The organism is Modestobacter sp. VKM Ac-2983 (assembly GCF_026967885.1).
Taxonomy (GTDB): domain Bacteria; phylum Actinomycetota; class Actinomycetes; order Mycobacteriales; family Geodermatophilaceae; genus Modestobacter.
In genome coordinates this window covers 735,417-759,075 of sequence record NZ_JAPVBK010000002.1, presented here as the reverse complement: position 1 = coordinate 759,075, position 23,659 = coordinate 735,417, and the positions used below count along the sequence as shown (strand labels likewise).

21 protein-coding genes are annotated in these 23,659 nt (G+C 74.1%); 6 read left to right on the top strand and 15 right to left on the bottom strand.

Going from position 1 to position 23,659, the window contains the following annotated elements; translation table 11 throughout:
- Positions 1 to 12: 12 nt before the first annotated feature.
- From O2W18_RS09995 to O2W18_RS09975, 5 genes are all read right to left on the bottom strand, one after another.
- Positions 13 to 681 carry a GPR1/FUN34/YaaH family transporter gene (locus tag O2W18_RS09995; protein WP_269187382.1) on the bottom strand — a complete coding sequence of 223 codons (669 nt, stop codon included), beginning with the start codon at positions 679 to 681 and terminating at the stop codon, positions 13 to 15.
- Positions 681 to 1,163, bottom strand: a complete 483-nt coding sequence (locus O2W18_RS09990) for a hypothetical protein (RefSeq protein WP_269187381.1) — start codon at positions 1,161 to 1,163, stop codon at positions 681 to 683. Before O2W18_RS09990 ends, O2W18_RS09995 begins: the two co-directional genes overlap by 1 nt.
- Complete coding sequence (locus tag O2W18_RS09985; protein ID WP_269187380.1) at positions 1,160 to 3,625, bottom strand: molybdopterin oxidoreductase family protein; 2,466 nt, start codon at positions 3,623 to 3,625, stop codon at positions 1,160 to 1,162. Before O2W18_RS09985 ends, O2W18_RS09990 begins: the two co-directional genes overlap by 4 nt.
- A 247-nt stretch (positions 3,626 to 3,872) precedes the next feature.
- Complete coding sequence (locus tag O2W18_RS09980; protein ID WP_269187379.1) at positions 3,873 to 4,460, bottom strand: hypothetical protein; 588 nt, start codon at positions 4,458 to 4,460, stop codon at positions 3,873 to 3,875.
- A gap of 12 nt (positions 4,461 to 4,472) precedes the next feature.
- Positions 4,473 to 5,621 carry a zinc-dependent alcohol dehydrogenase gene (locus O2W18_RS09975; protein WP_269187378.1) on the bottom strand — a complete coding sequence of 383 codons (1,149 nt, stop codon included), beginning with the start codon at positions 5,619 to 5,621 and terminating at the stop codon, positions 4,473 to 4,475.
- A gap of 92 nt (positions 5,622 to 5,713) precedes the next feature.
- On the opposite strand from O2W18_RS09975, the gene O2W18_RS09970 reads away from it, so the two are divergent.
- Both O2W18_RS09970 and O2W18_RS09965 read left to right on the top strand, forming a co-directional pair.
- Entirely contained in the window at positions 5,714 to 5,986 is a 273-nt protein-coding gene (locus O2W18_RS09970) for a YciI-like protein (RefSeq protein WP_269187377.1), read from the top strand.
- Between the two features lie 138 nt (positions 5,987 to 6,124).
- Entirely contained in the window at positions 6,125 to 7,336 is a 1,212-nt protein-coding gene (locus O2W18_RS09965) for an esterase-like activity of phytase family protein (protein ID WP_269187376.1), read from the top strand.
- A gap of 74 nt (positions 7,337 to 7,410) precedes the next feature.
- Here the strand turns inward: O2W18_RS09965 and O2W18_RS09960 are convergent, their stop codons facing one another.
- The 5 genes from O2W18_RS09960 to O2W18_RS09940 form a co-directional block, all read right to left on the bottom strand.
- The gene (locus tag O2W18_RS09960; RefSeq protein WP_269187375.1) at positions 7,411 to 7,746 is read right to left on the bottom strand and encodes a hypothetical protein; all 336 of its coding nucleotides are present in this window, start codon (positions 7,744 to 7,746) and stop codon (positions 7,411 to 7,413) included.
- A gap of 154 nt (positions 7,747 to 7,900) precedes the next feature.
- Positions 7,901 to 8,767 (bottom strand): ATP-grasp domain-containing protein, encoded by an 867-nt coding sequence (locus O2W18_RS09955; RefSeq protein ID WP_269187374.1) that lies wholly within the window; start codon positions 8,765 to 8,767, stop codon positions 7,901 to 7,903.
- A complete protein-coding gene (locus tag O2W18_RS09950; RefSeq protein WP_269187373.1) occupies positions 8,764 to 10,278 on the bottom strand; it encodes an aldehyde dehydrogenase (NADP(+)) in 1,515 nt (504 codons plus the stop codon). The genes O2W18_RS09955 and O2W18_RS09950 overlap by 4 nt, the downstream gene beginning before the upstream one ends.
- A gap of 50 nt (positions 10,279 to 10,328) precedes the next feature.
- On the bottom strand, positions 10,329 to 11,234 hold the full coding sequence (gene kdgD, locus O2W18_RS09945; RefSeq protein WP_269187712.1) for a 5-dehydro-4-deoxyglucarate dehydratase: 906 nt from the start codon (positions 11,232 to 11,234) through the stop codon (positions 10,329 to 10,331).
- Between the two features lie 143 nt (positions 11,235 to 11,377).
- The gene (locus O2W18_RS09940) at positions 11,378 to 12,256 is read right to left on the bottom strand and encodes a LysR substrate-binding domain-containing protein (protein WP_269187372.1); all 879 of its coding nucleotides are present in this window, start codon (positions 12,254 to 12,256) and stop codon (positions 11,378 to 11,380) included.
- A gap of 166 nt (positions 12,257 to 12,422) precedes the next feature.
- On the opposite strand from O2W18_RS09940, the gene O2W18_RS09935 reads away from it, so the two are divergent.
- The gene (locus O2W18_RS09935) at positions 12,423 to 12,827 is read left to right on the top strand and encodes a universal stress protein (RefSeq protein ID WP_269187371.1); all 405 of its coding nucleotides are present in this window, start codon (positions 12,423 to 12,425) and stop codon (positions 12,825 to 12,827) included.
- Between the two features lie 70 nt (positions 12,828 to 12,897).
- Here the strand turns inward: O2W18_RS09935 and O2W18_RS09930 are convergent, their stop codons facing one another.
- Complete coding sequence (locus O2W18_RS09930) at positions 12,898 to 14,091, bottom strand: fatty acid desaturase family protein (protein ID WP_269187370.1); 1,194 nt, start codon at positions 14,089 to 14,091, stop codon at positions 12,898 to 12,900.
- A 28-nt stretch (positions 14,092 to 14,119) separates the two neighbouring features.
- Positions 14,120 to 15,226: a ferredoxin reductase gene (locus tag O2W18_RS09925; protein WP_269187369.1), complete on the bottom strand. Its 1,107-nt coding sequence runs from the start codon at positions 15,224 to 15,226 to the stop codon at positions 14,120 to 14,122.
- Between the two features lie 98 nt (positions 15,227 to 15,324).
- Here O2W18_RS09925 and O2W18_RS09920 point away from each other — a divergent pair, with 98 nt between their 5' ends.
- Positions 15,325 to 16,509 (top strand): PucR family transcriptional regulator, encoded by a 1,185-nt coding sequence (locus tag O2W18_RS09920; RefSeq protein ID WP_269187368.1) that lies wholly within the window; start codon positions 15,325 to 15,327, stop codon positions 16,507 to 16,509.
- Between the two features lie 6 nt (positions 16,510 to 16,515).
- Here O2W18_RS09920 and O2W18_RS09915 read toward each other — a convergent pair whose 3' ends face one another.
- A complete protein-coding gene (locus O2W18_RS09915; protein ID WP_269187367.1) occupies positions 16,516 to 18,180 on the bottom strand; it encodes a B12-binding domain-containing radical SAM protein in 1,665 nt (554 codons plus the stop codon).
- A 250-nt stretch (positions 18,181 to 18,430) separates the two neighbouring features.
- Here O2W18_RS09915 and O2W18_RS09910 point away from each other — a divergent pair, with 250 nt between their 5' ends.
- Positions 18,431 to 19,705 carry a glycosyltransferase gene (locus O2W18_RS09910; RefSeq protein ID WP_269187366.1) on the top strand — a complete coding sequence of 425 codons (1,275 nt, stop codon included), beginning with the start codon at positions 18,431 to 18,433 and terminating at the stop codon, positions 19,703 to 19,705.
- Here the strand turns inward: O2W18_RS09910 and O2W18_RS09905 are convergent.
- Positions 19,695 to 20,747 carry a DMT family transporter gene (locus O2W18_RS09905; RefSeq protein ID WP_269187365.1) on the bottom strand — a complete coding sequence of 351 codons (1,053 nt, stop codon included), beginning with the start codon at positions 20,745 to 20,747 and terminating at the stop codon, positions 19,695 to 19,697. The two genes, O2W18_RS09910 and O2W18_RS09905, sit on opposite strands and share 11 nt — an antisense overlap.
- Positions 20,748 to 20,844: 97 nt before the next feature.
- Here O2W18_RS09905 and O2W18_RS09900 point away from each other — a divergent pair, with 97 nt between their 5' ends.
- Positions 20,845 to 22,179, top strand: coding sequence for a DMT family transporter (locus tag O2W18_RS09900; RefSeq protein ID WP_269187364.1), 1,335 nt, complete (start codon positions 20,845 to 20,847; stop codon positions 22,177 to 22,179).
- Between the two features lie 10 nt (positions 22,180 to 22,189).
- Here O2W18_RS09900 and O2W18_RS09895 read toward each other — a convergent pair whose 3' ends face one another.
- A complete protein-coding gene (locus O2W18_RS09895) occupies positions 22,190 to 23,599 on the bottom strand; it encodes a PucR family transcriptional regulator (RefSeq protein ID WP_269187363.1) in 1,410 nt (469 codons plus the stop codon).
- Positions 23,600 to 23,659 lie beyond the last annotated feature (60 nt).

The following is a 23,659-nucleotide window of genomic DNA, read 5'->3' as shown; positions in this document are numbered from 1 at the left end:
CGCACAGCGGCGTCACAGCTGCGGCCGGACGCCGGCCTCCTCCGCCAGGGAGTCCGGCTCGAGCGGTCCCTCGCCGTCCATCGCGGCCCGGCCCGGGCCTCGCCGCCCGACCGGCAGCACCGTGTCCTCCTGCGCGCCCTCGAGCTCCAGGGCCAGCGCGGTGTAGAAGGCGACCACGGCCAGCGCGATCCCGACCCAGCCGGCCACCGCCTTCCAGCCCGCGGAGGCGGTCATCTCGTAGACCCCCGTCGTGACGAACCGGGTGCCCGCGACGACCATCACCAGCGCGGGCATCACCTTGCTGCTGATCGCCGCCGCAGCCGGCACCGTCATCGCGATGCCGGCGACCACCAGCAGCACACCGAGCCCGGGGCTGGTCCCGCCTGGCGGGAGGGTGAGCGTGGTGACCCCGGCCACCGCCCAGGTGCCGCTGAGGATCCCCATCCCGGTCGCCGCGACCGGGTCCCGGGTGAGGAACCCGAACACCGCGGCCAGGAACTGCAACGGGACGGTCGCCGCCAGGGCGGTGATCGCCGCGATCCTGGCTTGGTCCGGTGCGACCCAGCCGAGTTGGGCGGCGCTGAACACCGTCGTGGCCAGCGCCAACGCCAGGAAGCCCAGCGGCAGGGGCGTGGCCAGGGGACGGAGGACGACCCGAGCCGCTGGACCTCCCTGCGCCATCAGCTCACCAGCACCTGGGTCGAGGAAGCCTTCAACTTGCCGTTCGCCCAGCGCATCTGCCGAAGGGTCTCCGGGTGACAGCGCTCGGCGAGCTCCAGGAGCTCCTTCTGCTTGGCTCCCTGGGCAGCCTGGGCGAGCAGCTCCCAGTCCAACGAGACGCCGGCCGCCTCGCGGTGGATGTGCCGCAGGTCGGCGAGCATGAGCATCCCCGGCTCGGGCCGGCGCCCCACGGCCTCGGCCGCCTTCTGCCGCAGGCTGGCCAGCATGCTCGGGTCGTCCTCGGGTTCCGCGTCGAGTTCGACCCCGTAGTCGGCGCCGATCGCGGCGAGCGCCTGCACGTGGTCCTGCGACCACCGGGCGATGTCGCGTGCGACGTAGAAGACCTCGTGGTCGGTCTTGTGCCGGTCCGATGCGGCCAGCAGCGCCCGCGCCAGGTGGTTCTCCGAACGGTGCAGTTCCTCGATGGCCAGTCCGAGCTTCATCGCGTGCCTCCGGAAACGGTCGTGAGCTCTTCGGTGGCCGAGGCGGCAGGACCGCCCACCGTCGGCGGGACGTCCCCAGCGACCGGCCGGGACGCGGTGGTGGTGGGCGCGGCCGACGGCTGCCCGGTGCTCTTCTCCAGGCGCTGCACCCGGGCGGCGGCGGTCTTGAAGATCGGCTGCTTGGACGCCGGGTCCCAGTCGGTGAGGGTCAGTTCGTTGGCCGCCCGGCCCCGCCTCCCGTCCGGTTCGTGGCCCGACGGCTCGTCCCAGTACCCGTAGTGGAACGGCAGGAAGGCCACGCCAGGACGGATCCCGCTGATCCGCAACCGGGCCTGCACCCGGCCCCGGGGAGTGGTGATCTCCAGCAGGTCGCCCTCGGTGAAGCCGCGGTCGGCGGCGTCACTGGCCGACAGCTCCACCCACACCTCCGGTGCTGCCTTCTGCAGCTGCGGCGCCCGGGCGGTCTTCGTCCGGGTGTGGAAGTGGTAGAGCGTGCGGCCGGTGATCAGCTGGAAGGGGAAGTCCTGGCTCACGATCTCGTGCGGCGGCAGGTACTCCGCCGCCTTCAGCACCGCCTTGCCGGAGGGGTTCAACGCCTTGTACTCGACCGGCGACACCGGTGCCCCCGTGACCAGGTCCCGGCCGTAGCTCTCGCAGTACTCCGGGTCGGACCAGAACTCACCGTCGACGTAGATGTGCTCGGTGCCGTCCGGGTGCTCGTCGTTGCACGGCCACTGGATGCCGCTGCCCCCGCGCAGCTTCTCGTAGCTCAGGCCGGTGTAGTCGCAGGGCCGCCCGCGGGTGCACTCCTTCCAGCCCTCGAAGGCCTCCTCGGGAGTCGACCACTTGACCAGCGGGGCCCCGTCCTTGTCCTCCAGCCCCATCCGGTGGGCGAAGTCGATGAAGATGTCCAGGTCGGGTCGGGCCTCACCCGGGGGCTCGACCGCCTTGTCCGAGATGTGGACGGTGCGGTCGACGTTGGTGAACGTGCCGGTCTTCTCCCCCCAGGTGGCCGCCGGCAGCACGACGTCGGCGAGCTGCGCCGTCTCGGACAGGAAGATGTCCTGCACCACGAGGAAGAGGCGCTCCTGGGCGAGGACCTCTCGGATCCGGCTCAGCTCGGGGAGGGAGACCGCCGGGTTGGTGGCCTGAACCCACATGAACCGGATGGAGCCCTCCTCGGCGTACCGGAACATCTCCATCGCGTGGGTGGGCGGCGAGTAGTGCGGGATCTGCATCGGGTCGAGGTTCCAGACCTTCGCGAGGTCCTTCACGTGCTCCTCGTTGGACCAGTTCCGGAAGGCCGGCAGGTCGCCGTCGGCGCCGCACTCGCGGGTGTTCTGCGCGGTGGGCTGGCCGTTCATCTGCAGCAGCCCGCAGCCGGGCTTGCCGAGCATGCCGCGGATGATGTGCAGGTTGTTGACCTGGACGGCGGCCGCGGTGGCCTGGTGCGACTGGTAGAAGCCCTGCAGGACGCTGGACATCAGCCGCTCGGCGGTGCCGACGATGCGGGCCGCCTCCCGGATCTGCTCGACCGGGACGTCACAGATCTGCGCGGCGAGCTCCGGCGGGTAGTCGGCCACCCGCTTCTGCAGCTCGGCGAACCCGACGGCGTGCGCCTGCACGTACTCCTCGTCGACCCAGCCGTTGGCGATCACCTCGTGCAGCAGGGCGTTCATCAGCATCACGTTGGTGCCCGGGCGCGGGGCCAGGTGCACCGTCGCCGCCCGGGCGACCGGGGTCTCCCGGGGATCGACGCAGATCACCTGCGGCGGGTTCGGGCCGGCCAGGCGGTCCAGGACCCTGGTCCACAGCACGGTCTGCGTCTCGGCCATGTTGTGCCCGAAGAGGGCGACCACGTCGGCGTGGTCGATGTCGGTGTAGGAACCGGGCTGCCCGTCGCAGCCGAAGGACTCCTTGAGCGCCGCGGCCGCGGTCGCCGTGCACAGCCGGGTGTTGCCGTCGACGTGGTTGGTGCCGATGCCGCCGTGGGCGATCAGCCCGAGGGTGTAGTACTCCTCCAGGAACAGCTGCCCGGTGGTGTAGAAGCTGATCGCGCTGGGGCCCTGCTCGGCCAGCAGCTCCTTCGCCCGGCCGGCGACCGCGTTCATCGCGGTGTCCCAGTCGGTCTCCACCAACTTCCCGTTGCGCCGGATCAGCGGCTTCGTCAACCGGTCCGGCGACTTGTTCGCCTGCCAGCCGAAGAGGTCCTTGGGCCCGAGCCGGCCGTGGTTGACCCGGTCCTCGGCGCGGCCCCGGACGCCGACGATCTCGCCGTCCTTGACCGCGATGTCCAGGCCGTCGCCGTTGGAGTGCAGGATCGTCGCCGACTGGACCCAGCGGTCCACGTCCTCGGCGGCCACCCCGTCGGTCAGGTGGGTGTCGACCCGGGTGGGCCAGTCCTCCCCCGGTCCGTACGGCGTCCGGGTGCCCCACGGTTCTGCGATGCGGTCGATCTGCATGCCACGTCTCCCGATCGAGTCAGCTCTCTGCGGTGCTCGTCGTCCGGTCCTGGCCGATCGGCGGCAACCGGCCCCCGGGTGGGGTGCCGACGCCACGGTCGGGCTCGGACGACGTCCGCGCGCCACTGCTCAGCGCGTCCTGCCCGTGCTCCACCCCGAGGGGCGGCCCAGGCAGCTCCGGACCCCACCCTCACAGGGTGGTTGCACTGTCGCAACCGATCGCTGAAGGGCCCGGCCGGCCCGCTGATCAGCGGCGCAGCAGCCGCGCGAGCCGGCGCACGGCGAACGCGCCGGCCCCGGCGCCGGCGACCCAGGGACCGGCCACCAGCACCGGGTCGAGCACGTGGTGACGCCGGTCCGAGCGGCCGGTCCGCGAGCGCAGGCCACCGTGCGTCCGCTCGGTGCGCACCCCCGTCTCGGTGACCGGCTGGTCCGGGTGGCCGGCGACCAGGGAGCGCAGGTGGCTCTCCCAGGCGTCGACCCGGTCACCGGCGATGAGCAGCAGCCAGTGCGCCAGCCGCCCCTCGCCGAACCGGTCGTAGGCCAGCCGCCGGATCGCCCCGGACAGGCCGTGCAGCGGCTGCGCGGTGCCGAACACCGGGGTGACGAAGGCGTGCTCGATCGAGCGTTCCCGCCCCGCGGACCCGGGCTGCCGGTCGGGGAAGTGCCAGTGCGCACCCGTGTCGGCCGGGTACTGCAACTTCGGGTGGGACGGCCGGTCGGCGGGGTCGAGATCGGCTCCCCACCCGGGGATCCGGGCCCGCAGCTCCTCCCGGCTCGGCGGTGCGGTGCGCTTGTCGCGGACGTAGGCGCTGGGGACGTCGGGCTCGGTCATGTGGTCCCTCCCTCAGTTCGCGCCCGGCACGACGAGCGGCTTGATGCAGCCGTCGAGCTTGGCGGAGAAGACGTGGTAGGCCTCGGCGATGTCCTCCAGCGGGAACCGGTGGGTGACCATCTGCCGCGGGGTCAGGTGACCGTTGCGGACGTGCTCGAACATCCGCGGCCACTGCCGCTTCACCGGCGTCTGGTTCATCCGCAGGGTGAGGCCCTTGTTCATCGCGTCGCCGAACTTCACCGCGTTGGGCACCGGGCCGTAGGCGCCCACCACCGAGACCGTGCCGCCCTTGCGCGCGGCGTCGATCGCCCAGTTCAGCGCGGTCGGCGACCCGCCCTGCAGCTTCAGCTTCGGCCCGGTGAGCTGCTGGGCGAAGTTCCCGTCGGCCTCCGCACCGACCGCCTCGATGACGACGTCGGCGCCCAGGAAGTCGGTCTGCTTCTTCAGCTCCACCACCACGTCGTCGTGCTCGTCGTAGTCGAGGGTCTCCGCGTACGCCATCTCCCGGGCCTTCGCCAACCGCTCGGCGAGGTGGTCGACGACGATCACCCGCCCGGCGCCCATCAGCCAGGAGGACTGCGCGGCGATCAGCCCGACCGGGCCGGCGCCCAGGACGACGACCGTGTCGCCCTCGGTGATCTCGCCCAGCTGCGCGCCGAAGTAGCCGGTCGCGGCGGCGTCGGTGAGCAGCACGGCGTCCTCGTCGTGCATCCAGTCGGGGATCCTCACCGGCCCGACGTCGGCGAAGGGCACCCGCACGTACTCGGCCTGCCCGCCGTCGTAGCCGCCGGTGGTGTGCGAGTAGCCGTAGATGCCGCCGACCGCCGTGGCGTTGGGGTTGACGTTGTGGCAGTTCGAGTACAGGCCGCGGGCGCAGAACCAGCAGGAGCCGCAGAAGATGTTGAACGGCACCATCACCCGGTCGCCGACCTGCAGGTGCTGGACCGACGGGCCCACCTCGTCGACGACCCCGATGAACTCGTGGCCGAAGGTGTGCCCGATCCGGGTGTCCGGCATCAGCCCGTGGTAGAGGTGCAGGTCAGAGCCGCAGATCGCGGCCAGCGTCACCCGGACGATCGCGTCGTTGGGGTGCTCGACCCGGGGCCGGTCCTTCTCCTCGACCCGCAGCTTGTACGGGCCTCGGTACGTCATCGCGCGCATGCTGCCTCCTCCGGGCGGCTCGTCCGCCCGTGGTGCCCCGCCTGTGGCGCCGGCAACCGCCGCCGGCCGCACCGGTGTGTGAGGGTGCCGGCATGTACCTGGTGCTCGAGTACGCCCTGGCCGACGACTACCTGGAGCGCCGCGCGGCGCTGCGCGAGGACCACCTCGGCCTGGTCCGCGCCGCCCACGAGCGCGGTGAGGTGCTGCTCGCCGGGGCACTGCCCGACCCCTACGACCGGGCACTGCTGGTCTGGACCGCGCCGCGGGAGGTGGTGGAGCGCTTCGTCGCCGCCGACCCGTACGTGGTGCAGGGCCTGGTGACCGGCTGGACCGTGCGGGAGTGGGCCGTGGTCGTCGGCAGCTGAGCCGTTCACGCGGCCCTCACAGAACGGCCACAGGGACGCCGGGTGCCGTCCGTCTCGCCACGGCACGGTCAGCGGGCCCCGCTCCGCCGCCCGACCCAGGGAGAGCCACCCGTGCGCCGTCCATCCCGCCGTGCCGCCGTGACCGTCACCGCCGCCGGCCTGCTCGCCGCCGTCGCCGTACCGGCTCTCGCCGGCCCTGCCCCCACCGTGCCCCAGGGCAACGGCACCCAGCAGGCCGAGCTGGTCGGCCGCTCGGTCCTGCCGTCGGCCACCTTCGGTGAGCAGGTCCCCTCCGGTGCGCTGGCCAACCCGGCCAACGGCGTCACCCCGCCGTTCGCCGCCCAGCCGATCCAGGGCTTCTCCGGGCTGCTGGAGGACGGCGACGACTGGCTGGTCCTGGAGGACAACGGCTACGGCACCAAGGCCAACAGCGGCGACTTCCTGCTGCGCGTCATCCGCGTGCACATCGACACCACCACCCAGCAGACGACGGTCCTCGAGGGCGGGTTCAGCCTCTCCGACCCGGACCGGAAGCTGCCGTTCCCGCTGACCCGCAGCGACCGCCGGCTCACCGGTGCGGACCTCGACCCGGAGTCGTTCCAGCGGATGCCCGACGGCACCTTCTGGATCGGTGAGGAGTTCGGCCCCAGCCTGGTGCACGTCGACGCGCAGGGCCGGGTGCTGTCGGCACCGGTGCAGCCCGACGGCGTCCGCGCCCCGGAGGCGTGGGACCTGGGCGGCGCGGCCCCGACGCTGGGCGGCAGCAAGGGCTTCGAGGGCATGGCCCTCGGCGTCGACGGCCACACCCTCTACCCGATGCTCGAAGGGGCCGTCGCCGGCGACGACCCGGCCACCCGCCGGATCTACGGCTTCGACACCCGGCGCGGCGTGTTCACCGGTCTGAAGGCCAAGGTGCGGTTCGAGGTCGCGGGCGACGCCCTCGGCGACATGGTCGCGCTGGACCAGAACCGCTTCCTCATCCTGGAGCGGGACAACGCGCAGGGCCCGGCCTCGCAGCTCAAGGCGGTCTACCTGATCGACACCCGCGACAAGGACCGGGACGGCTACGCCGACAAGCGGCTGCTGGCGAACCTGATGGCCATGCCCGACCCGCAGGGCGTGGCCGGCACGGCCGGCGGGTTCGCCACGTTCCCGTTCGTGACCATCGAGCAGATCGCCGTGCTCGACGACCACCACATCATCGTCGGCAACGACAACAACTACCCGGGCTCGGCCGGGCGCACCGCCGGCGTGCCCGACGACAACGAGCACGTGGTCATCCGGGTGGACGAGGACCTGCAGGTCGACCCGGCCCTGGCGTCGATCACCGCGCGCGGCGGCCGCCGCTGACCACCCGCCGTCCGGTCCCGCTCCCCCGGGACCGGACGGCTGGGGGCCTGGTCAGGGCACCTGCACCGTCGTCGTCACCCGCACCACCGACGGCCTCGGCGGCACCGAGCCGAACCCGAAGGTGACCGGCGGCCGCACCGGGCCGGCCGGTCCAGCAGCCCCACCCACCCGGGGTGGCGGGCCAGCGGCGCCGGCACGGCGCGCAGCGCCCAGCCCAGCGCGGGACGGCGGCCGACGCGCACCGACAGCGCCAGCGGGCCGGCCTGCACCGCCCACGTCGCATCGTCCGGGCGGGTCACCGCGACGTCGGCCAGCTGCACCTCGTCGAAGGTGTAGGTCGACCCGACGAACCCGGCCACCGCCGCGGTCGGGGCGAGCAGCACCCGGTGCCCGTCCGGCCGTTGCACCATGACGTCGGAGAACGCCCCCAGCGGCGAGGACGACCAGTACCCCAGGACCAGCCGGGTGCCGGAGGTGGTGCCGGCCGGCGAGGATCCAGCCGTCGAACCGCAGCCGCGTCGTCACCCCCGCTCCGGTGTCCAGGACGCGGCCGGCCCAACCGGCTCAGCTGCCCAGCGCCTCCTGCACCGCGGTGACCAGCTGGGCGACGGCGCCGTCCGGGGCCTGCGGGAGGAAGAGGCTGGGCTCGGTCAGCTCCAGCTCGAGCACCACCGGCCGGCCGGCCGCGTCGGCGACCAGGTCGATCCGGGCGTACAGCGGCGGCGCGGCGCCGGGCACGAGCGCCGGCACCGCGTCGAACACCGCCTGGGCGACCGCACACTGGTCCGGCGTCGGCTCGACCGCGCGCAGGTCGCCGCGGCTGTCGCGGTCCTGGCGCACCCCCTCGCCGCGCTGCAGCAGCGGGCCCTTGCGCACGGCGTGGGAGAAGCGCCCGCCGAGGAACAGCATCGCGGTCTCCCCGGCGTCGTCCACGCTGGCCAGGTAGGGCTGGACCATCGCCATCCGGCCGAGGGCGGTCAGCTCGGCGACGTGCCCGAGCACCGCCGCCGGTTCCGTCCACCGGGCGGTGTCCCGGGAGCCGGCCGAGATCGACGGCTTCACCACCCACTCCCCCGCGTCCGGCAGCGCGGCGGCGTCGGTCGGGTCCCAGACGGTCGGGACGACGGGCAGCCCGGCGGCGACGAGGTCACGCAGGTGCGCCTTGTCGGTGTTCCAGGCCAGCACCGGGGCCGGGTTGCGCAGCCGCGGGACGGCGGCGGCCCAGGCCAGGAACTCCGCCCGCCGCCAGGCGTAGTCCCAGCACGAGCGGACGACGGCCAGGTCGTAGCCGGCCCAGTCCACGGCCCCGTCGTCCCAGCGGACCAGGTCGACGGCCAGCCCGGCCGACCGCAGCGCCAGGGCCGCGATCGGCAGGTCCGGGTCGACCCGCAGCCCGCGCTCGGAGCTGACCAGGGCGACGCGCGCGCTCACGCCGGCAGCTGCAGGACGCCGTCCACCCGGCGCGGGATGCCGGCGACGTCCTCGGTCAGCTCAGCGGGCAGCACCTCGGCCGGCGCACCCTGCCAGGTGACCGGGCGCAGGAACCGTCGGATCGCCGACGTGCCGACCGAGGTGTGCTGGGAGTTGGTCGACGGCCACGGCCCGCCGTGGTGCTGGGCCCAGGAGACGGCGACCCCGGTCGGGTAGGCGTCGTAGACAAGCCGGCCGGCCCGGGTGCGGAGCTGCTGGGAGACCGCCAAGGGCAGCTCGGTCTCCCCCGCACCGCGCAGCACCGTGGCGGTCAGCGAGGACGGCATCCGGGTCAGCGCGGTGAACAGCTCCGACTCCCCGTCGTACCGCGCGACCACGGTGACCGGGCCGAAGACCTCCTCGGTCACCTGCTCGGGCAGCTGCGCCGCCGAGGTGGTCAGCAGCAGCGGCGCCGCCGTGAAGCCGGCCCCCTCGCCCTCGGTGCCGCGGGCGACGGCGGTGACCCCGGGCGCCTCGGCGAGACCACCGGAGAGCGTCGCGAACGACGCGGCGATGCCCTCGTTGAGCAGCACCTGAGCGGTGCTGCCGCGCACCGCCTCGGCCATCGCGTCGACGACGCCGTCACCCTCGGGGCCGGCGGGCACCAGCACCAGGCCGGGCTTGGTGCAGAACTGGCCGGCGCCCAGGGTGAACGAGCCGACCAGCTCACCGCCCAGCTGGGCGCCGCGCTCGGCGGCGGCCTGCGGCGTGACCACGACCGGGTTCAGGCTGCTCAGCTCGCCGAAGAACGGGATCGGGTCGGCGCGCTGCTCGATGATCTGCAGCAGTGCCCGGCCACCGGTGACGGAGCCGGTGAAGCCGACGGCGCGGATCGCCGGATGGGCGACCAGCGCCGCACCTGCCTGCAGGCCGTGCACCAGTCCGAGGGTCCCCTCCGGCGCGCCGGCCTCCCGGGCGGCGGCGACGAGCACGTCGAAGACCAGCTGGGAGGTGGCCGGGTGGGAGCCGTGCGCCTTGACCACGGCCGGGCACCCGGCCGCCAGGGCGGAGGCGGTGTCCCCGCCGGGGACGGAGAAGGCCAGCGGGAAGTTGCTCGCGCCGAAGACGGCGACCGGCCCGATCGGCAGCAGCATCCGGCGCAGGTCCGGCCGCGGGCCCATCGGGGTGTCGCCGGCGTGGTCGATCGTCGCCTCGAGGTAGCTGCCCTCCTCCAGCACCTCGGCGAAGAGCCGCAGCTGGTAGCAGGTGCGGGTCAGCTCTCCGTTCAGCCGGCCGGTGCCCAGCCCGGTCTCCCGGTCGGCGACGGTCACGACGTCCTCCCGCCGGGACTCGAGTGCGTCGGCGAGCGCGCGCAGCAGCGTGGCCCGGCCGGCGCGGCCGAGCCCCTCCAGCGCGGGCGCAGCGACCAGCGCCGCCTCGCAGAGCCGGGCCACCTCGGCCGGGCTCGTCTCCTGGGCCACGACCTCGGCCGGCTGTCCGGTGCGCGGGTCGATGCTGACGACGTCGGTCATCGGGTGCTCCTCTTCGGTACGGGTGCGCGGAGGGTGGTCGGGCGGGCCGGTCAGGCGACCTTCTGCACCAGGGTGGTCAGCTCGGCGAGCTCGGCCTCGGTCAGGTCGGTCAGCGGCGGGCGTACCCGCCCGCCGTCCCGCCCGACGGCGGTCAGGCCGGCCTTGACGATGGAGACGGCGTACCCGCGGGACCGGTCGCGGATGTCCAGGTAGGGCAGCACGAAGTCCGACAGCATCGCGTAGACGGCGGTGCGGTCCTGCGCCCGGACGGCGGCGTAGAAGCGCAGCGCGAACTCCGGCAGGAAGTTGTACAGCGCCGAGGAGTACGTGCTGACACCCAGCTGCAGCAGCGGCAGCGCGAACGTCTCGGCGGTGGGCAGGCCGCCCACGTAGAGGAGCCGCTCGCCGACCTTGGCGTAGGTGCGGGTCATCTGCTCGATGTCGCCGACGCCGTCCTTCAGCCCGATCAGGTTGGCGTTGCGGTCGGCGAGCTCGGCGACCGTGCTGTCGGTGAGGACGGCGTTGGCCCGGCTGTAGACGATGACGCCGAGGTCGGTGGCGCGGCAGACGGCGCTGACGTGCTCGACGAGCCCGGCCTGGCTGGCCTCGGTGAGGTAGGGCGGGAACAACAGCAGCCCCGAGGCGCCGGCGGCCTGGGCGGCCTGGGCCTGGGCGATCGAGACGGCGGTGCCGCCGGTCGCCGGGGCGACCACCGGCACCCGGTCGGCCACCTCGTCGACGGCGACCCGGACCACCCGGTCGATCTCGGCGGGGGTGAGCGAGAAGCCCTCCCCGGTGCCACCGGCGGCGAAGAGGCCGGCGACGTCGAAGCTCGACTGCCAGGCCAGGTGCTCGCGGTAGCGCGGCTCGTCGAACTGCAGGTCGGCGTCGAAGTGGGTGACCGGGAAGGAGAGGAGGCCGGCCCTCAGCGTCGCGGCGAGGGCGTCCGGGGGCATGAGCGTCACGGGGTGCGTCCTTGGGTCCGGCGGGTCCGCGCTCCGGTCCAGGTCGACACCGGGGCGGTGGTGCACGTCCACGCTAAGGAGACCGGCGATGCCTGTCCAAGATCGCTTCAGCATCGGACGATGCCGTCAGGGCATCACCCGTTCAGTGCCTCCAGCGCCGTCCACAGCGCCGGGTTCGTCGCCTCCCGGGACCACAGCAGGTGCAGCTCCACCGGCTCGGGCACCGGCGTGCGGAGCCGGACGAGGCCGACGCCGTCGATGGGCAGCCGAGCGGCTGACTCCGGTACGAACGCGATGCCCCGGCCGGCGGCCACCAGCCAGAGCATGGTGAGCACCTGGCCGACCGTGTGCACGGTGTTCTCCGAGGCGGTCGGGACAGCCCCCACCACCAGGTCGTAGAAGTACCGCGCCCGGGTCGGTGAGTGCATGACCACCGGCTCGCCGGCCAGGTCGTCGGGCTCGACCGGCCGGCCGAGCCCCAGCAACGGCGAGCCCAGCGGCGCGGCGACGCACAGCGCCTCCCGGTGCAGCAGCCGCGAGCCGAAGGCCGACTGGTCGGCGGTCGGGCGGGCCAGGCCGAGGTCCAGCTCCCCGGCGCGCAACCCGGCAACCTGCTCGCGGGTGACCAGCTCGGACAGGTCGACGTCCACGTCGGGGAGCTCGCGGGCCAGGTCGTTGAGCAGCCGGCCCAGCAGGCCGTAGGTGGAGGCGGCGGTGAAACCGATGCGCAGCAGCCCGCTCGAGCCGGCGGACACGCGACGGGCCAGCTCCGGAGCCCCGTCGGCCAGGCTCAGCAGCCGGCGGGCCTCACCGAGGAACACCTGGCCGGCGGCGGTGAGCTCGACCCGGCGGTTGTCCCGCTCCAGCAGTCGCGCCCCGACGGCCCGCTCCAGCTTCTGGACCTGCCGGCTGAGCGGCGGCTGGGTCATCCCGAGCCGGGCAGCGGCCCGCCCGAAGTGCAGCTCGTCGGCGACCGCGACGAACCCGCGCAGCTGCTCCAGGGTGAAGTCCATGCCGCGACGGTATCGATCAGGGACGGATGAGTCACGGACGGGCATGGGCGGATGTCCCGGCGCGCTGCCGGCCGTCATCCCGCGTGGCACTGTTGCCGGTGGTCATTGACGCGCTGACCCGCCGGCCAGACTGCCTGGGCGACCCCACCACAACCAAGGAGCTCGTGTGACCGTCCTCGTCGGTTTCCTCCCCACCCCCGAGGGCGAGGCGGCCTTCGCCGCCGGCCTGGCCGAGGCCCGCCGCCGGGGCGAGGACCTGCTGGTGCTCAACAGCCCCCGCGGCGGTGCGCCGGTCAGCGCCGACGTCGCGCCGCCGGAGTTGGTCGCGACGCTGACCGCCCGCGCCCAGGGCGAGGGCGTCGCGCTGGCGCTGCGACAGACCCCGCACACCGGGGACCTGGCCGACTCGGTGCTCCGCATCGCCGAGGAGGCCGACGCCTCGCTGATCGTGATCGGGCTGCGCCGCCGCTCCCCCGTCGGCAAGCTGCTGATGGGCAGCACCGCCCAGCGGATCCTGCTGACCGCCGACCGGCCGGTGCTCGCCGTCAAGCCGCAGGTCGCCCCCGGCTGAGCCGCGGGGACAGCACGGAGCCCGCCAGGCTGTCTGCCTGGCGGGCTCCGTCGTGCTGCGCGACGGTGGGTCAGGCGGCGGCCTGCAGCGCCCGGCGCACCTTCGGGCCACCGGTGGTCATCTTGTAGAGCTTGACGACCTGGGCCGGGGCGTTGGCCGGGGTGGTCTGGGCCAGCCAGCCGTTGGGCAGCGAGAGCCGGATGACCTTGTGCCACGCCGACCCGACCTGCCGCGGCAGCGAGGCGGAGTGGTAGCGCAGCCCGTAGCGGGCGAAGAGGTCGCGGATCTGCGGGGCGATCTCGGCGTACCGGTTGCTCGGCAGGTCCGGGAACAGGTGGTGCTCGACCTGGTGGGACAGGTTCCCGGTCATGATGTGCATGGCCTTGCTGCCGGAGATGTTGGCCGAGCCGAGCATCTGCCGCAGGTACCACTCACCGCGGGTCTCCCCGTCGATCGACTTCTTCTCGAAGGTCTCCACGCCCTCCGGGAAGTGCCCGCACATGATCACCGAGTGCGACCACACGTTGCGCACCACGTTGGCGGTGAAGTTGGCCGCCAGGGTGGGCAGGAACGACGGACCCGACAGAGCCGGGTGGACGACGTAGTCCTTGGTCATCTGCTTGCCGATCTTCTTCAGCACCTGCTTGCCGCGGGCCCGGAAGCCCGGGTCGGCGCGCCGCTCCTTGGTGGCCAGGTTCTTGCCCAGCTCCAGGTCGTAGGCGGCGATCCCGTACTCGAAGAAGCAGGCGTTGACGAAGTTCCACACCGGCTGGAACAGGTACAGCGGCACCCACTTCTGGTCCTCGTCGACGCGCATGATGCCGTAGCCGAGGTCGTTGTCCTTGCCGATCACGTTCGTGTAGGTGTGGTGCAGCACGTTGTGCGAGTGCTTCCACTGCTCGGACGGGCTGGCCATGTCCCACTCCCAGGTCGTGGAGTGGATCTTCGGGTCGCGCATCCAGTCCCACTGGCCGTGCAGGATGTTGTGCCCGATCTCCATGTTCTCCAGGATCTTGGCGACCGAGAGCCCGGCGGTGCCCAGCACCCAGGCCGGCGGGAACTTGGAGAACAGCAGGACGGCCCGGCTGGCCAGCTCCATCTTGCGCTGCACGTCGATGACCCGGCGGATGTAGGCGGCGTCGTCCTCACCCCGGCTGTCCACCACGGTCTGCCGGATGGCGTCGAGCTCGCGACCGATGGCCTCGATGTCGGCCTCGGAGAGGTGGGCGATCGGGTTGTCGGGCTTCTTCTGCAGGACGGTCATGTGCTGCTCCTCTGCTCGGGCGGCGGGTTCAGTGGTCGATGTCGCAGGCGTCAGCGGCGGCGCTGACGCAGGTCTGGATCAGGACGCCGTCACCGGGGGCGGCGGTGGTCAGCTCCCCGTTGCGCAGGTCACGGACGGCGCCCTCGCGGAGCGGCAGCACGCAGCCGTAGCAGATGCCCATCCGGCAGCCGCTGGGCATGAGCAGCCCGGCCTCCTCGGCGGCGTCCAGGATCGGGGTCGCGCCGTCGACCTCGAGCGTGCGCTCGGACTTCGCGAAGGTGACGGTGCCGCCCTCGCCGGTGACCAGCACCCGAGGCCGGAAGCGCTCGGTGTAGAGCCGGTCGGCGATGCCCTGGTCCGCCCAGTGCTCTTCCAGCGCCTCGAGCAGCCCGACCGGGCCGCAGGCCCAGGTGGCCCGCTCGGCCAGGTCGGGCACCAGGTCGGCGATCGCCGGGGCGTCCAGCAGCCCGGCGTCCTGGGTGTGGTGCTCGACCAGCCGGATCCGGCCGGCCGCCGCCAGCTCGCGGAGCTCGGCACCGAAGATGACGTCCTCGACGGTGGGCGCGGAGTGGACCAGGACCACGTCGCACCCGGCGTCCTCGCCCAGGTTGCGCAGGATGCCCATGACCGGCGTGATGCCCGAGCCCGCCGTCACGAACAGCGCCTTGGCCGGCCGCTGCTCCGGGAGCACGAAGTCACCGGTCGCCTGGTCCAGCTGTACGACGGTGCCGGGTTGGACGCGGTGCACCAGGTGGTTGCTGACCTTGCCGTCCGGGATGGCCTTGACGGTGACGGTGAACCGGCCGTCGGCGCGGCCGAGCACCGAGGTGATCGAGTACGCGCGCCACAGGCGCACCCCGTCGATGTCGATGCCGATCCGGACGTACTGGCCCGGGGTGTGCGGGAGCCAGTCGCGGCCGGGGCGGATCACGATGCTGGCGGCGTCGCGGGTCTCGCGGTGCACCGCCTCGATCCGGCCGCGCAGCGCGGCGCCGGAACGCAGCGGGTCGACCAGGTCCAGGTAGTCCGCGGGCAGCAGCGGGGTGGTGACCAGCTCGGCCACCTTGAGCACCCGGTCGCGCAGCGTGGTCAGCACGGGGCGAACCGGCGACGGACGCGGAACGGTGGCGGTCATGCACTGAGTCTTACCCGCACGGGGGGCGAAGAACTGTGCTCATGACGTGAATCGGGCGGTAGGTTCTGTTCTCCACGAACAAAGAGGAGGTGTGGACGATGAGCGACCAGGTCACCTTCCCGCCGCCGGTGGTCACGGCGATGCGGGCTCAGCTCCCCGCTGTCGCCGAGCAGACCGTGGCCAGCATCGTGGTCGAGGTGCCCAGCTACGCCGGTGCGTTCTCCGGGGAGATGGGCCGGGCCATCTCCAACGCCGTGCAGCTCGCCCTGGGCGGCTTCCTCGAGCTGGCCACCACCGCCGGGGGCGCCGATGCGAGCCGGCCGATCGGCCCGGCCCTGGAGGGCGCGTACTCACTGGGCCGGGGCGAGGCGCGCAGCGGACGGTCGATGGACGCCCTGCTGGCCGCCTACCGGGTCGGCGCCCGGGTGTCCTGGCGGCACATGAGCGACACCGCGGTGGGCGCCGGCCTCTCGGTCGGGTCGCTGGCCCGCTTCGCCGAGCTGGTGTTCGCCTACATCGACCAGCTGTCGGCGGCCAGCGTGGCCGGGCACACCGACGAGCTGGAGACCACCGGCCGGGTCCGTCGGCACCACCGCGAGCGACTGGGCGCCCTGCTGCTGGCCGGGCGACCGATGCACGACCTCACGCCGGCCGCGGAGCGGGCCGGCTGGCTGCCACCGCGGACGCTGACGGCCGTGCTGCTGCCGGAGGTGCGGGCGCGCGGCGCCGTCGCGCTGCTGGACCCCCGCACCCTCCAGCTGGACGACGACCCGCCGGGCCTGGACCCGGCCCTGGAGCTCAGCGTGCTGCTGGTGCCCGACGCCGGCGACGGCGCCCGGACCGCCCTGCTGCGCGCTCTCGAGGGGCGGACGGCGGTGGTCGGCCCGGCCCGGCCCTGGTCCGCGGTCGCCGGCTCCTACGCCCGCGCGCTGCGCGCCCTGCGGCTCGGCCTGCGCGCCACCGGGCCGGCGCCGCTGGACACCGAGCAGCGGCTGCCGGAGCTGGTGCTGCGGGCCGACGAGGACGCCCTGGCCGACCTGCGGGCCGCGGCGCTGGCACCGCTGGACGGGCTCACCCCAGCCACCCGGGAGAAGCTGGCGGAGACCCTGCGCTCCTGGCTGCTGCACCACGGCCGGCGCGAGCAGGTCGCCGCCGAGCTGTTCGTGCACCCGCAGACCGTGCGGTACCGGATGGGTCAGCTGCGCGACCTGTACGGCGACCGGCTCGAGGACCCGCAGACGGTGCTGCAGTTGACCATCGCCCTCGGCGCCGGGGGGACCTGAGCGCTCTCAGCCGGGCACGACCGGCAGACCACCGGTGAGCGGACGTGCACCAGCCGGGTTGTAGAAGCACTTGTCCGCCGTGCCCGCGGCCACCTCGCGGGCGAAGGTCACCAGGTGGTGGGTGACCGTGGCGAAGTGGACGACCTTCTCCACTCTCCCCTGCCGCAGCAACGGCAACGCCATCCGCCAGAAGGCCCGGCGGTAGTCGCTGCGGACGCCGACGTGCCAGCCGATCCGGGTCAGCACCGACAGCCCGCGGCGCAGGTCGGCCCGGGTGACCGGGCGCTGCGGGCGAGGCCGCCGGTTCGGGTAGGTCCGCTCCAGCTGGTGGGCGAACCGGGCGTAGAGGGCGTCCGGGGTGAACACCTCGAGGACCACGTCCCGCCAGCCGGCCACCACCTCGTCGTAGGGCCGGAGGAAGTCGACGTTGGACTCCCGGTCGCCCGGGTCGTCGAGCAGCCGCCCCTCGGCCACCAGCCGGTCCCACAGTGCGGTGCGGGGCAGCGCGTGCAGCAGGTTGATCGTCAGCATCGGCACGTGCGATGCCGCGACGAAGGCCAGCAGGTCGGGGACGGTCGCCGCGTCGTCGGTGTCCAGGCCCAGGATGATCCCGGCGACCACCTCCAACCCGTGGTCGTTGATGGTGCCGATCGCGTCCAGCACGGGCCGGCGCAGGTTCTGCTGCTTCTTGATCAGCTGCAGCGCCGAGGTGCTCGGTGACTCCACGCCCACGAAGACCTGGACGAAGGACGCCTCGCGCATCAGCTCGAGCACGTCGGTGCGCTGGGCCAGGTTCATCGTCGCCTCGCAGGCGAACGACAAGGGGTAGCCGCGCCTGCGCTGCCAGTCCACCAGCCCGTGCAACAACGAGAGGGCGGCGTGCGGGTCGGCGATGAAGTTGTCGTCGACGAAGTACACCGTGCCCGGGTCGCCCACGGCGAGCATCGCGTCGAGCTCCGCGGTGACCTGCCCGACCGTCTTCATCCGTGGCCGGCGGCCGTACAGCGCCGGGATGTCACAGAACTCGCACCGGAACGGGCAGCCACTGGAGAACTGCACGCTGGCGAGCAGGTAGTCGTCCAGGTCGATGAGGTGGTAGGCCGGTGGCGGGCAGTCCGCCAGCTCCAGCCGCTCCACGGTCCGGTAGGCCTCCTGGGCGGCCGGGCGGCTCACGTCGTCCGCCAGCCGGGCGATCAGCGCCGCGGTGGCGTCACCCAGCTCGCCGACGTGCAGCAGGTCGGGGCCGGGGTAGAGCTCCGGGCAGGCGGAGACGGACGGACCGCCCAGCGCGACCAGGGCACCGGCCTGGTGCGCCCGGTCGGTGAGCTCCTCCACCCCGGCCCGCTGCACGTGCATGCCGGTGAGGAACACGACCTCGGCCCAGGCCAGGTCCGCGTCGGCCACCGGGCGGACGTTCTCGTCGACGAAGCGCACCGACCAGCCGGCCGGGAGGTACGCCGCGATCGTGAGGATCCCCTGCGGTGGCATGAAGGCCGTGGCCCCCACCAGCGGGAAGGCGTGGTCCAGGGTCCCGAACGACTTCGCGTACCGCGGGAAGACGCAGAGCACCCGGCGCGCGGGACCGGGGTCGGCCACCGGCACCCGGGACGCCCCGGGCTCAGGCGGGCCGACCGCGTCCAGCCCGGTCCCTCGCGCCGGGCGCTGCGTCACTTGCGGGACGACCGTCCGAGTTCCTTCAGCATGAAGTCGATCATGACGGCGACCAGGCTGGCTGAGGCGAGGCTGAGCAGTGCGACGCGCGCGTTGGCACCCATGGGGGCTCCCTGTGCTGGTCGGGCGGCATGACTGCCTGTGCTCAGCACGAACCGCCGGACCGGGCCATCGAAGCACGTCTCCACGGGGCCGGGCAACGGATGCGTCCCGGGTGGTCGGGTGGCCGTCGGCGGGATAGGAACACCCCGTGCCCCCCGCCGCCCCGCTCTCGGTCGCCGTCCTGGTCGAGCTGGTCCGCGGTCCGGCGTCCGGTGGACACGTGAAGTGCTGGGAGCGGCTGGCCGGTGCGGTCGCGGGGATGCCCGGGGTGGACCTGACGGTGTACGTGCTCGGCGCCCCGCCCGGCACCGATCCGATCGCCGACAACGTCCGGTTCGTCGCGCTGCGCCCGGTGCTGACCAGCTCCTCCGTGCAGGGGCTGGTCGGTGGCGTCGACGGCTCCGACCTGACCCCGTTCCACCCCGGCCTGGCCCGGCGGCTGCCGGGGCACCAGGTCTGGCACGCCACCCACTCCTTCGCGTTCACCGCCACCGCGCTGCGGTTGCAGGACCGGTACCGGCCAGCGCTGGTGGGGTCGGTGCACACCGACGTCCCGGCGTTGGCCGCGCTGTACACCCGGCAGGTGCTCGGGCGGCTGCCGGCGGGCCTGGGCGACCAGCTGGGCCGCTTCCGTCCCGAGGCGGTGGTGGCCCGGCTCGCCCGGCGCCGGCGCGACCGGCTGCTGCGCGCGTGCAGCCACGTGCTGGCCTCCAGCCCGGACGACGCCGCGGAGTTCGCCGCCGCGGCCCCGGACACCGCGGTGTCCCGGCTGCGCCGCGGCCTGGACACGCGGTTGTTCTCCCGGGGGGACGGCGACCGGCAGTGGCTCAGCGACGCGTACGGCCTGTCACCCACCAGCCCGCTGGTGCTCTTCGCCGGCCGGGTCGACGTGTCCAAGGGCGCACCGCTGCTGGCCGAGGCGGTGCACCGGCTGCACCGCGCCGGGGTCCCCGTGCACCTGGTGCTGGCCGGTGACGGGGCGGCGGTGGCCCCGGTCCGCCGGCTGCTGGGCCCCGCGGTGACGCACCTGGGGCACCTGCCCCAGGCCGAGCTGGCCCGGGTCTACGCCGGCTGCGACGTGTTCGCCTTCCCCTCCCGCAGCGAGACCGCCGGCAACGTGGTCCTCGAGGCGATGGCCGCCGGGCTGCCGGTGGTGCTCCCCGCCGGGGAGCGCACCGCCCAGTGGCTGACCGCGCCCGGGGAGGACGGCGTGCTGGTCAGCGCGGACGACCCGGACGCCTGGGCGGCGGCGCTGCGCCCGCTGCTCACCGATGGCGCACGCCGGGCCCGGATCGGCGAGGCCGCCCGGCGGACCGTCGAGCGCACCGTGCCGCGGTGGTCCGACGTCGTCCGCGAGGACCTCCTGCCGGTGTGGCGCGCCGCGGCGTCCGCCGGCTCGGCCGCCCCCCGGCTCAGCGCCTGACCCACCCGCGCCGGGACGGTGCCCGCAGCCGGCGGGGTCGGGTGGCGCCGGACCCCGCGGTGGTCACGTCGGCGATCGGCGACGGCCGGATCACGCTGGCCACCGCAGTGGGCGCCCGCTCGCCGTCGGTCCCGCCCTCCCCCTCGTGGTCCCGATCGTGGTCGTCGTCGCCCTTGTCGTCCTCCTCCGACTGGTGCAGCCGCTGGGTGAGGGGCGAGGTGTCCAGGACGACGATGCCGGCCAGCGCGACCGCTGCACCGCACGCGGCCAGCAGGTGCCGGCCCACCCCGGGGGCCAGCGACTCCCCGAAGAGCATCACGCCGATCGTGACGGCCACCGCGGGCTCGACGGCGTCGATCACCGGCATGCTGGCGACCAGCGGCCCGCTGTTGAACGCACTCTGGATCAGCAGCAGCCCGCCGATGCTGGCGACCACCAGCAGGTAGGTCTGCCAGGCGGTGAAGACCGCGGCGAAGCCGTCGCTGAACCGGTCGATGGTGGCGTCGAACAGCGCGGACTGGGTGCCCATCACCGATGCCCCGGCCAGCGCGAACATCGTGGCCCGCAGCGGCCCCTTGCGCCGCCGACCGAAGACCAGCGCCGCGACGACGAGGACGCCCACCGCCAGCAGCAGGAACAGCCAGTCGTCGAGCGGTGCCTCGGTCGTCCCCTCCGAGGGTGATGCGGCGGCGAGGCCCACGGCGAGCCCGGCGGTGACCATCAGGGCACCCAGCCAGTCCCGGGCCTGCATCCGCATGCCGTGCAGCCGGGCGGCGACGGGCAGCGCGAAGACGACCTCCATGACGATCAACGGCTGGACGAGCGAGAGCGGGCCGTTCGCCAGCGCGAGGCCCTGGAAGCCGTAGGACAGCACCGCCAGGCTGATCCCGACCACCCACAGCCGCTGCCGGGCCAGGTCCCGGAGCAAGGCCGGGGACAGCGACTCGTCGGAGTCGAGCCTGCTGGCCGCCCGCTGCTGAAGCACTCCGGCGGCCGCGAAGCAGGCTCCGGCCGCGATGGCGGCGATGACGGCGATGAGCACGAGGCCTCCTGGGGAACCGACGAGGCAGCGGGACACGAGGTCCGCGGAAGCTGCCGGCGCTGCCTTACCCCGCCGCCGAGCGGGGTACCCCGCTGCCGTGACCGTCTACCTGCTGGCACTCGGCGCCGCCCTGCTGTTCGGCATCGGATCGGTGGTGCAGCAACGGGTCGCGTTCACCGCCCCGCCGGGCAAGACGCTGCGGCTGAGCCTGCTGTGGTGGTTGGTGCGCCAGCCGCCCTGGCTGATCGGGGTGGGCACCGCCGTCGTCGGCAACCTGTTCAGCGGGGCGGCGCTGGGCATGGGCTCGCTGGCCGTGGTGCAGCCGCTGCTGGTCGCACGGCTGCTGTTCGCCCTCCCGATCTCCGCCGTCTGGGCCCGCCAGCGGCTGGCCGGCCGTGACTGGCTCGGCATGCTGGCCACCGCCGGTGGCCTGGCCGGCTTCCTGGTCATCGCGCGCCCGGACTCGGGGACGGAGGCCGAGCCACCGGGGTGGCAGTGGCTGATCGTGCTCGGCGCGATCGGCACGGTGGTGGGCGTGCTGGTCACCGCCGCCCGGCGGCTGGCCCCGGCCCGGGAGGCCCCGATGCTGGGCGCCGGCGCTGGCATGCTGTTCGCGCTGCAGTCGGCGTTCACCCACGTGGCCGTGAGCGCCTTCCTGGACGAGGGCATCGGCGGGTTGCTGAGCTCCTGGACCACGTACGCCGTCGCGGTCACCGCCGTCGCGGGGACCCTGCTGGCCCAGAGCGCCTACGAGATGGCCCCGCTGGCTGCCTCCTACCCCGCGCTGGCCGCCACCGAGCCGCTGGCCGCCATCGGGATCAGCGTCGGCGTGCTGGGCACCGCGCTCGCCGTGGGCCTGATCCCGCTCGCCGGGTTCCTGGTGGCCCTGGGCGTGATGACGGTGGGCATCTACCTGCTGGCCACCTCGCCGCTGGTCACCGGGCAGTCGGAGGTGATCGCCCGGAAGGCGGCGGACGAGGAGGTCGCGGAGACCGAACGGGAGATCGAGGGGCTGCTGCACGACCTGTCCGACGAGGTCACCTGGCTGGAGGAGTGCCGCACCCGGACCCGACCGCCGGGACAGGCGGCCGTCGACCGCCGGCTGCAGCGCCTCGACGACCTGGTCCCCCGGCTCGACTCAGCACTGGCGCGGCTGGCCGACGCCGGGGGGCGGGCCGCGGTGGAGTCCGCGGAACAGGCGGCCGAGCAGGCGGGCACGCCGCTGCCCGAGCGGCCGGCCGGCGACGGCGTGCGCAGCGGCTCGGTCACGCCGGCGCGACGGCAGGTCCAGGAGGAACTGGCGGCCACCCTGGCGCGCTACGAGGAGGAGGCCCGGGCCCGTGACCGCCGGCTCGCCGCCGAGGCCGCGGAGCTGCGCACCCGGGCGGAGACGCAGCGCCGCTCGGTGGCCGCCGAGCGCCGGAGCGGCTGAGCCGGCGAGGTCACCGGGCGGAGCCGGCCCGGCGCGGCGGCGGGGCGGCGACCGGAGCTGCGTCGGGCGTCGTCCGTCCGCTGCGCAGCACCGGGACGACCGGGGGGTCACCGGCAGGCGAGGGCCGTGTCCTGCGCGCCGCCGCGGTCGGGCGCGGCACCCCGGCCGGCGGCGCCGACCGCCGGCGGGCGCACGGTGCCGCCGGCTCCCAGGCCAGCGCCAGCAGCAGCTGCAACCGGCCGGCCGGGTCCTCCAGGGCGGGGCCGAACAGCTCCTGCAGCCGCCCCAACCGGTACCGCACCGTCTGCGGGTGGATGCCGAGCTCGTCGGCGACCGCGCGCCGGTTGCCCATGTGGGTCAGCCAGGAGCGCAGCGTCTGCCGCAACGCCTCCCGGCTCGCCGGTGCCGCGTCGGCCAGCGGGCGCAGGACCTGCTGCCGCAGCGCCTCGAGCAGCTCCGGGTCGCGGTGCACGATCAACGTGTCCAGGTGCTCGTCCACGAAGACCGGGCCGTCCTCCGGCCGCCGGGGCGGCAGCGTCCGGACGGCGGCCTCGGCGAGCCGGGCGCTCTCCGGCAGCCGGCGCAGCTCCACCACCGGCCCGACCAGCGCGGTGCACCCACGCAGCGCTGCCTCGAGCCGCTTCCGGCGTCCGGGGGCGGCGAGGTCCGGGACGATCGCACCGGGCAGCGGGGTGTGCCGGAGCTGGAGGCAGTCGCTGCCCAGCCGGGCGAGGGACTGCCTCCCGGCCTGGTCGTCCGGCTGGACGAACACCACGGCCGCTCCGGAGGGCAGCGGCCAGCTCGCCCGCCGGGCCGCGACCTCGACCGCCCCGCCGTCCGCACGGTCGGACAGCAGGCGTTCGGCCAGCGCGTCACGGAGTCCCTCGCGCAGCTCCGCCGCGCCGACCTGCTCGGCGACGTAGCCGGCGATGGTGACCGCCCCCAGGTGGTCGACGAGGGAGAACAGCTCCTCGGCGAGCGCAGCGAGCGCGGTGGCCGGGACCCGGCCGGCCACCGCGGTGGCGGCGATGTGCCGCCAGGCCGCGCGTCCCCCGGCCTGGTAGGCCGACAGCAGGTCGCCGACCGGCAGGTCGCAGCGCCGCTGTTCCCGCCCGAGCTCGCCGAACAGGGACCAGATCTCCTGGTCCCCCGGGGGCCCGTCCGCCCGGTGGCCTCCGGCCTGCGGCGCGGTCGTCCCCGGGCGGTCGGGGCGCGAGGCCTGCTCCGCCCCCCAGACCAGCCGGCGGATCGCCAGCTCCGCCGGGGCGACCGCCTCGGCCCGGCCGCGCGCCAGGAAGTCGGCGTACCCCTGGTCGACCTCGGCCAGCGCACGGGTGACCCCGTCCAGCATGTCGGGGACCCCGGCGAGGAGCGCGGGGAGCAGCCGCACGAGGGGCGACTCGGCCTTGAGAGAGGTCATCCTGCTCCCGGGAGTGGCAGCTGGATCGTCGGCTCCGATCTGGCCCCAGTACACCCGTCT

Coding starts and splice junctions, on each gene's coding strand:
- O2W18_RS09920 (WP_269187368.1), top strand. CDS start 15,325: ATGAGCGACCAGGTCACCTTCCCGCCGCCGGTGGTCACGGCGATGCGG.
- kdgD (WP_269187712.1), bottom strand. CDS start 11,234: ATGCCCCCGGACGCCCTCGCCGCGACGCTGAGGGCCGGCCTCCTCTCC.
- O2W18_RS09990 (WP_269187381.1), bottom strand. CDS start 1,163: ATGAAGCTCGGACTGGCCATCGAGGAACTGCACCGTTCGGAGAACCAC.
- O2W18_RS09985 (WP_269187380.1), bottom strand. CDS start 3,625: ATGCAGATCGACCGCATCGCAGAACCGTGGGGCACCCGGACGCCGTAC.
- O2W18_RS09975 (WP_269187378.1), bottom strand. CDS start 5,621: ATGCGCGCGATGACGTACCGAGGCCCGTACAAGCTGCGGGTCGAGGAG.
- O2W18_RS09995 (WP_269187382.1), bottom strand. CDS start 681: ATGGCGCAGGGAGGTCCAGCGGCTCGGGTCGTCCTCCGTCCCCTGGCC.
- O2W18_RS09970 (WP_269187377.1), top strand. CDS start 5,714: ATGTACCTGGTGCTCGAGTACGCCCTGGCCGACGACTACCTGGAGCGC.
- O2W18_RS09930 (WP_269187370.1), bottom strand. CDS start 14,091: ATGACCGTCCTGCAGAAGAAGCCCGACAACCCGATCGCCCACCTCTCC.
- O2W18_RS09940 (WP_269187372.1), bottom strand. CDS start 12,256: ATGGACTTCACCCTGGAGCAGCTGCGCGGGTTCGTCGCGGTCGCCGAC.
- O2W18_RS09925 (WP_269187369.1), bottom strand. CDS start 15,226: ATGACCGCCACCGTTCCGCGTCCGTCGCCGGTTCGCCCCGTGCTGACC.
- O2W18_RS09960 (WP_269187375.1), bottom strand. CDS start 7,746: ATGGTGCAACGGCCGGACGGGCACCGGGTGCTGCTCGCCCCGACCGCG.
- O2W18_RS09980 (WP_269187379.1), bottom strand. CDS start 4,460: ATGACCGAGCCCGACGTCCCCAGCGCCTACGTCCGCGACAAGCGCACC.
- O2W18_RS09895 (WP_269187363.1), bottom strand. CDS start 23,599: ATGACCTCTCTCAAGGCCGAGTCGCCCCTCGTGCGGCTGCTCCCCGCG.
- O2W18_RS09950 (WP_269187373.1), bottom strand. CDS start 10,278: ATGACCGACGTCGTCAGCATCGACCCGCGCACCGGACAGCCGGCCGAG.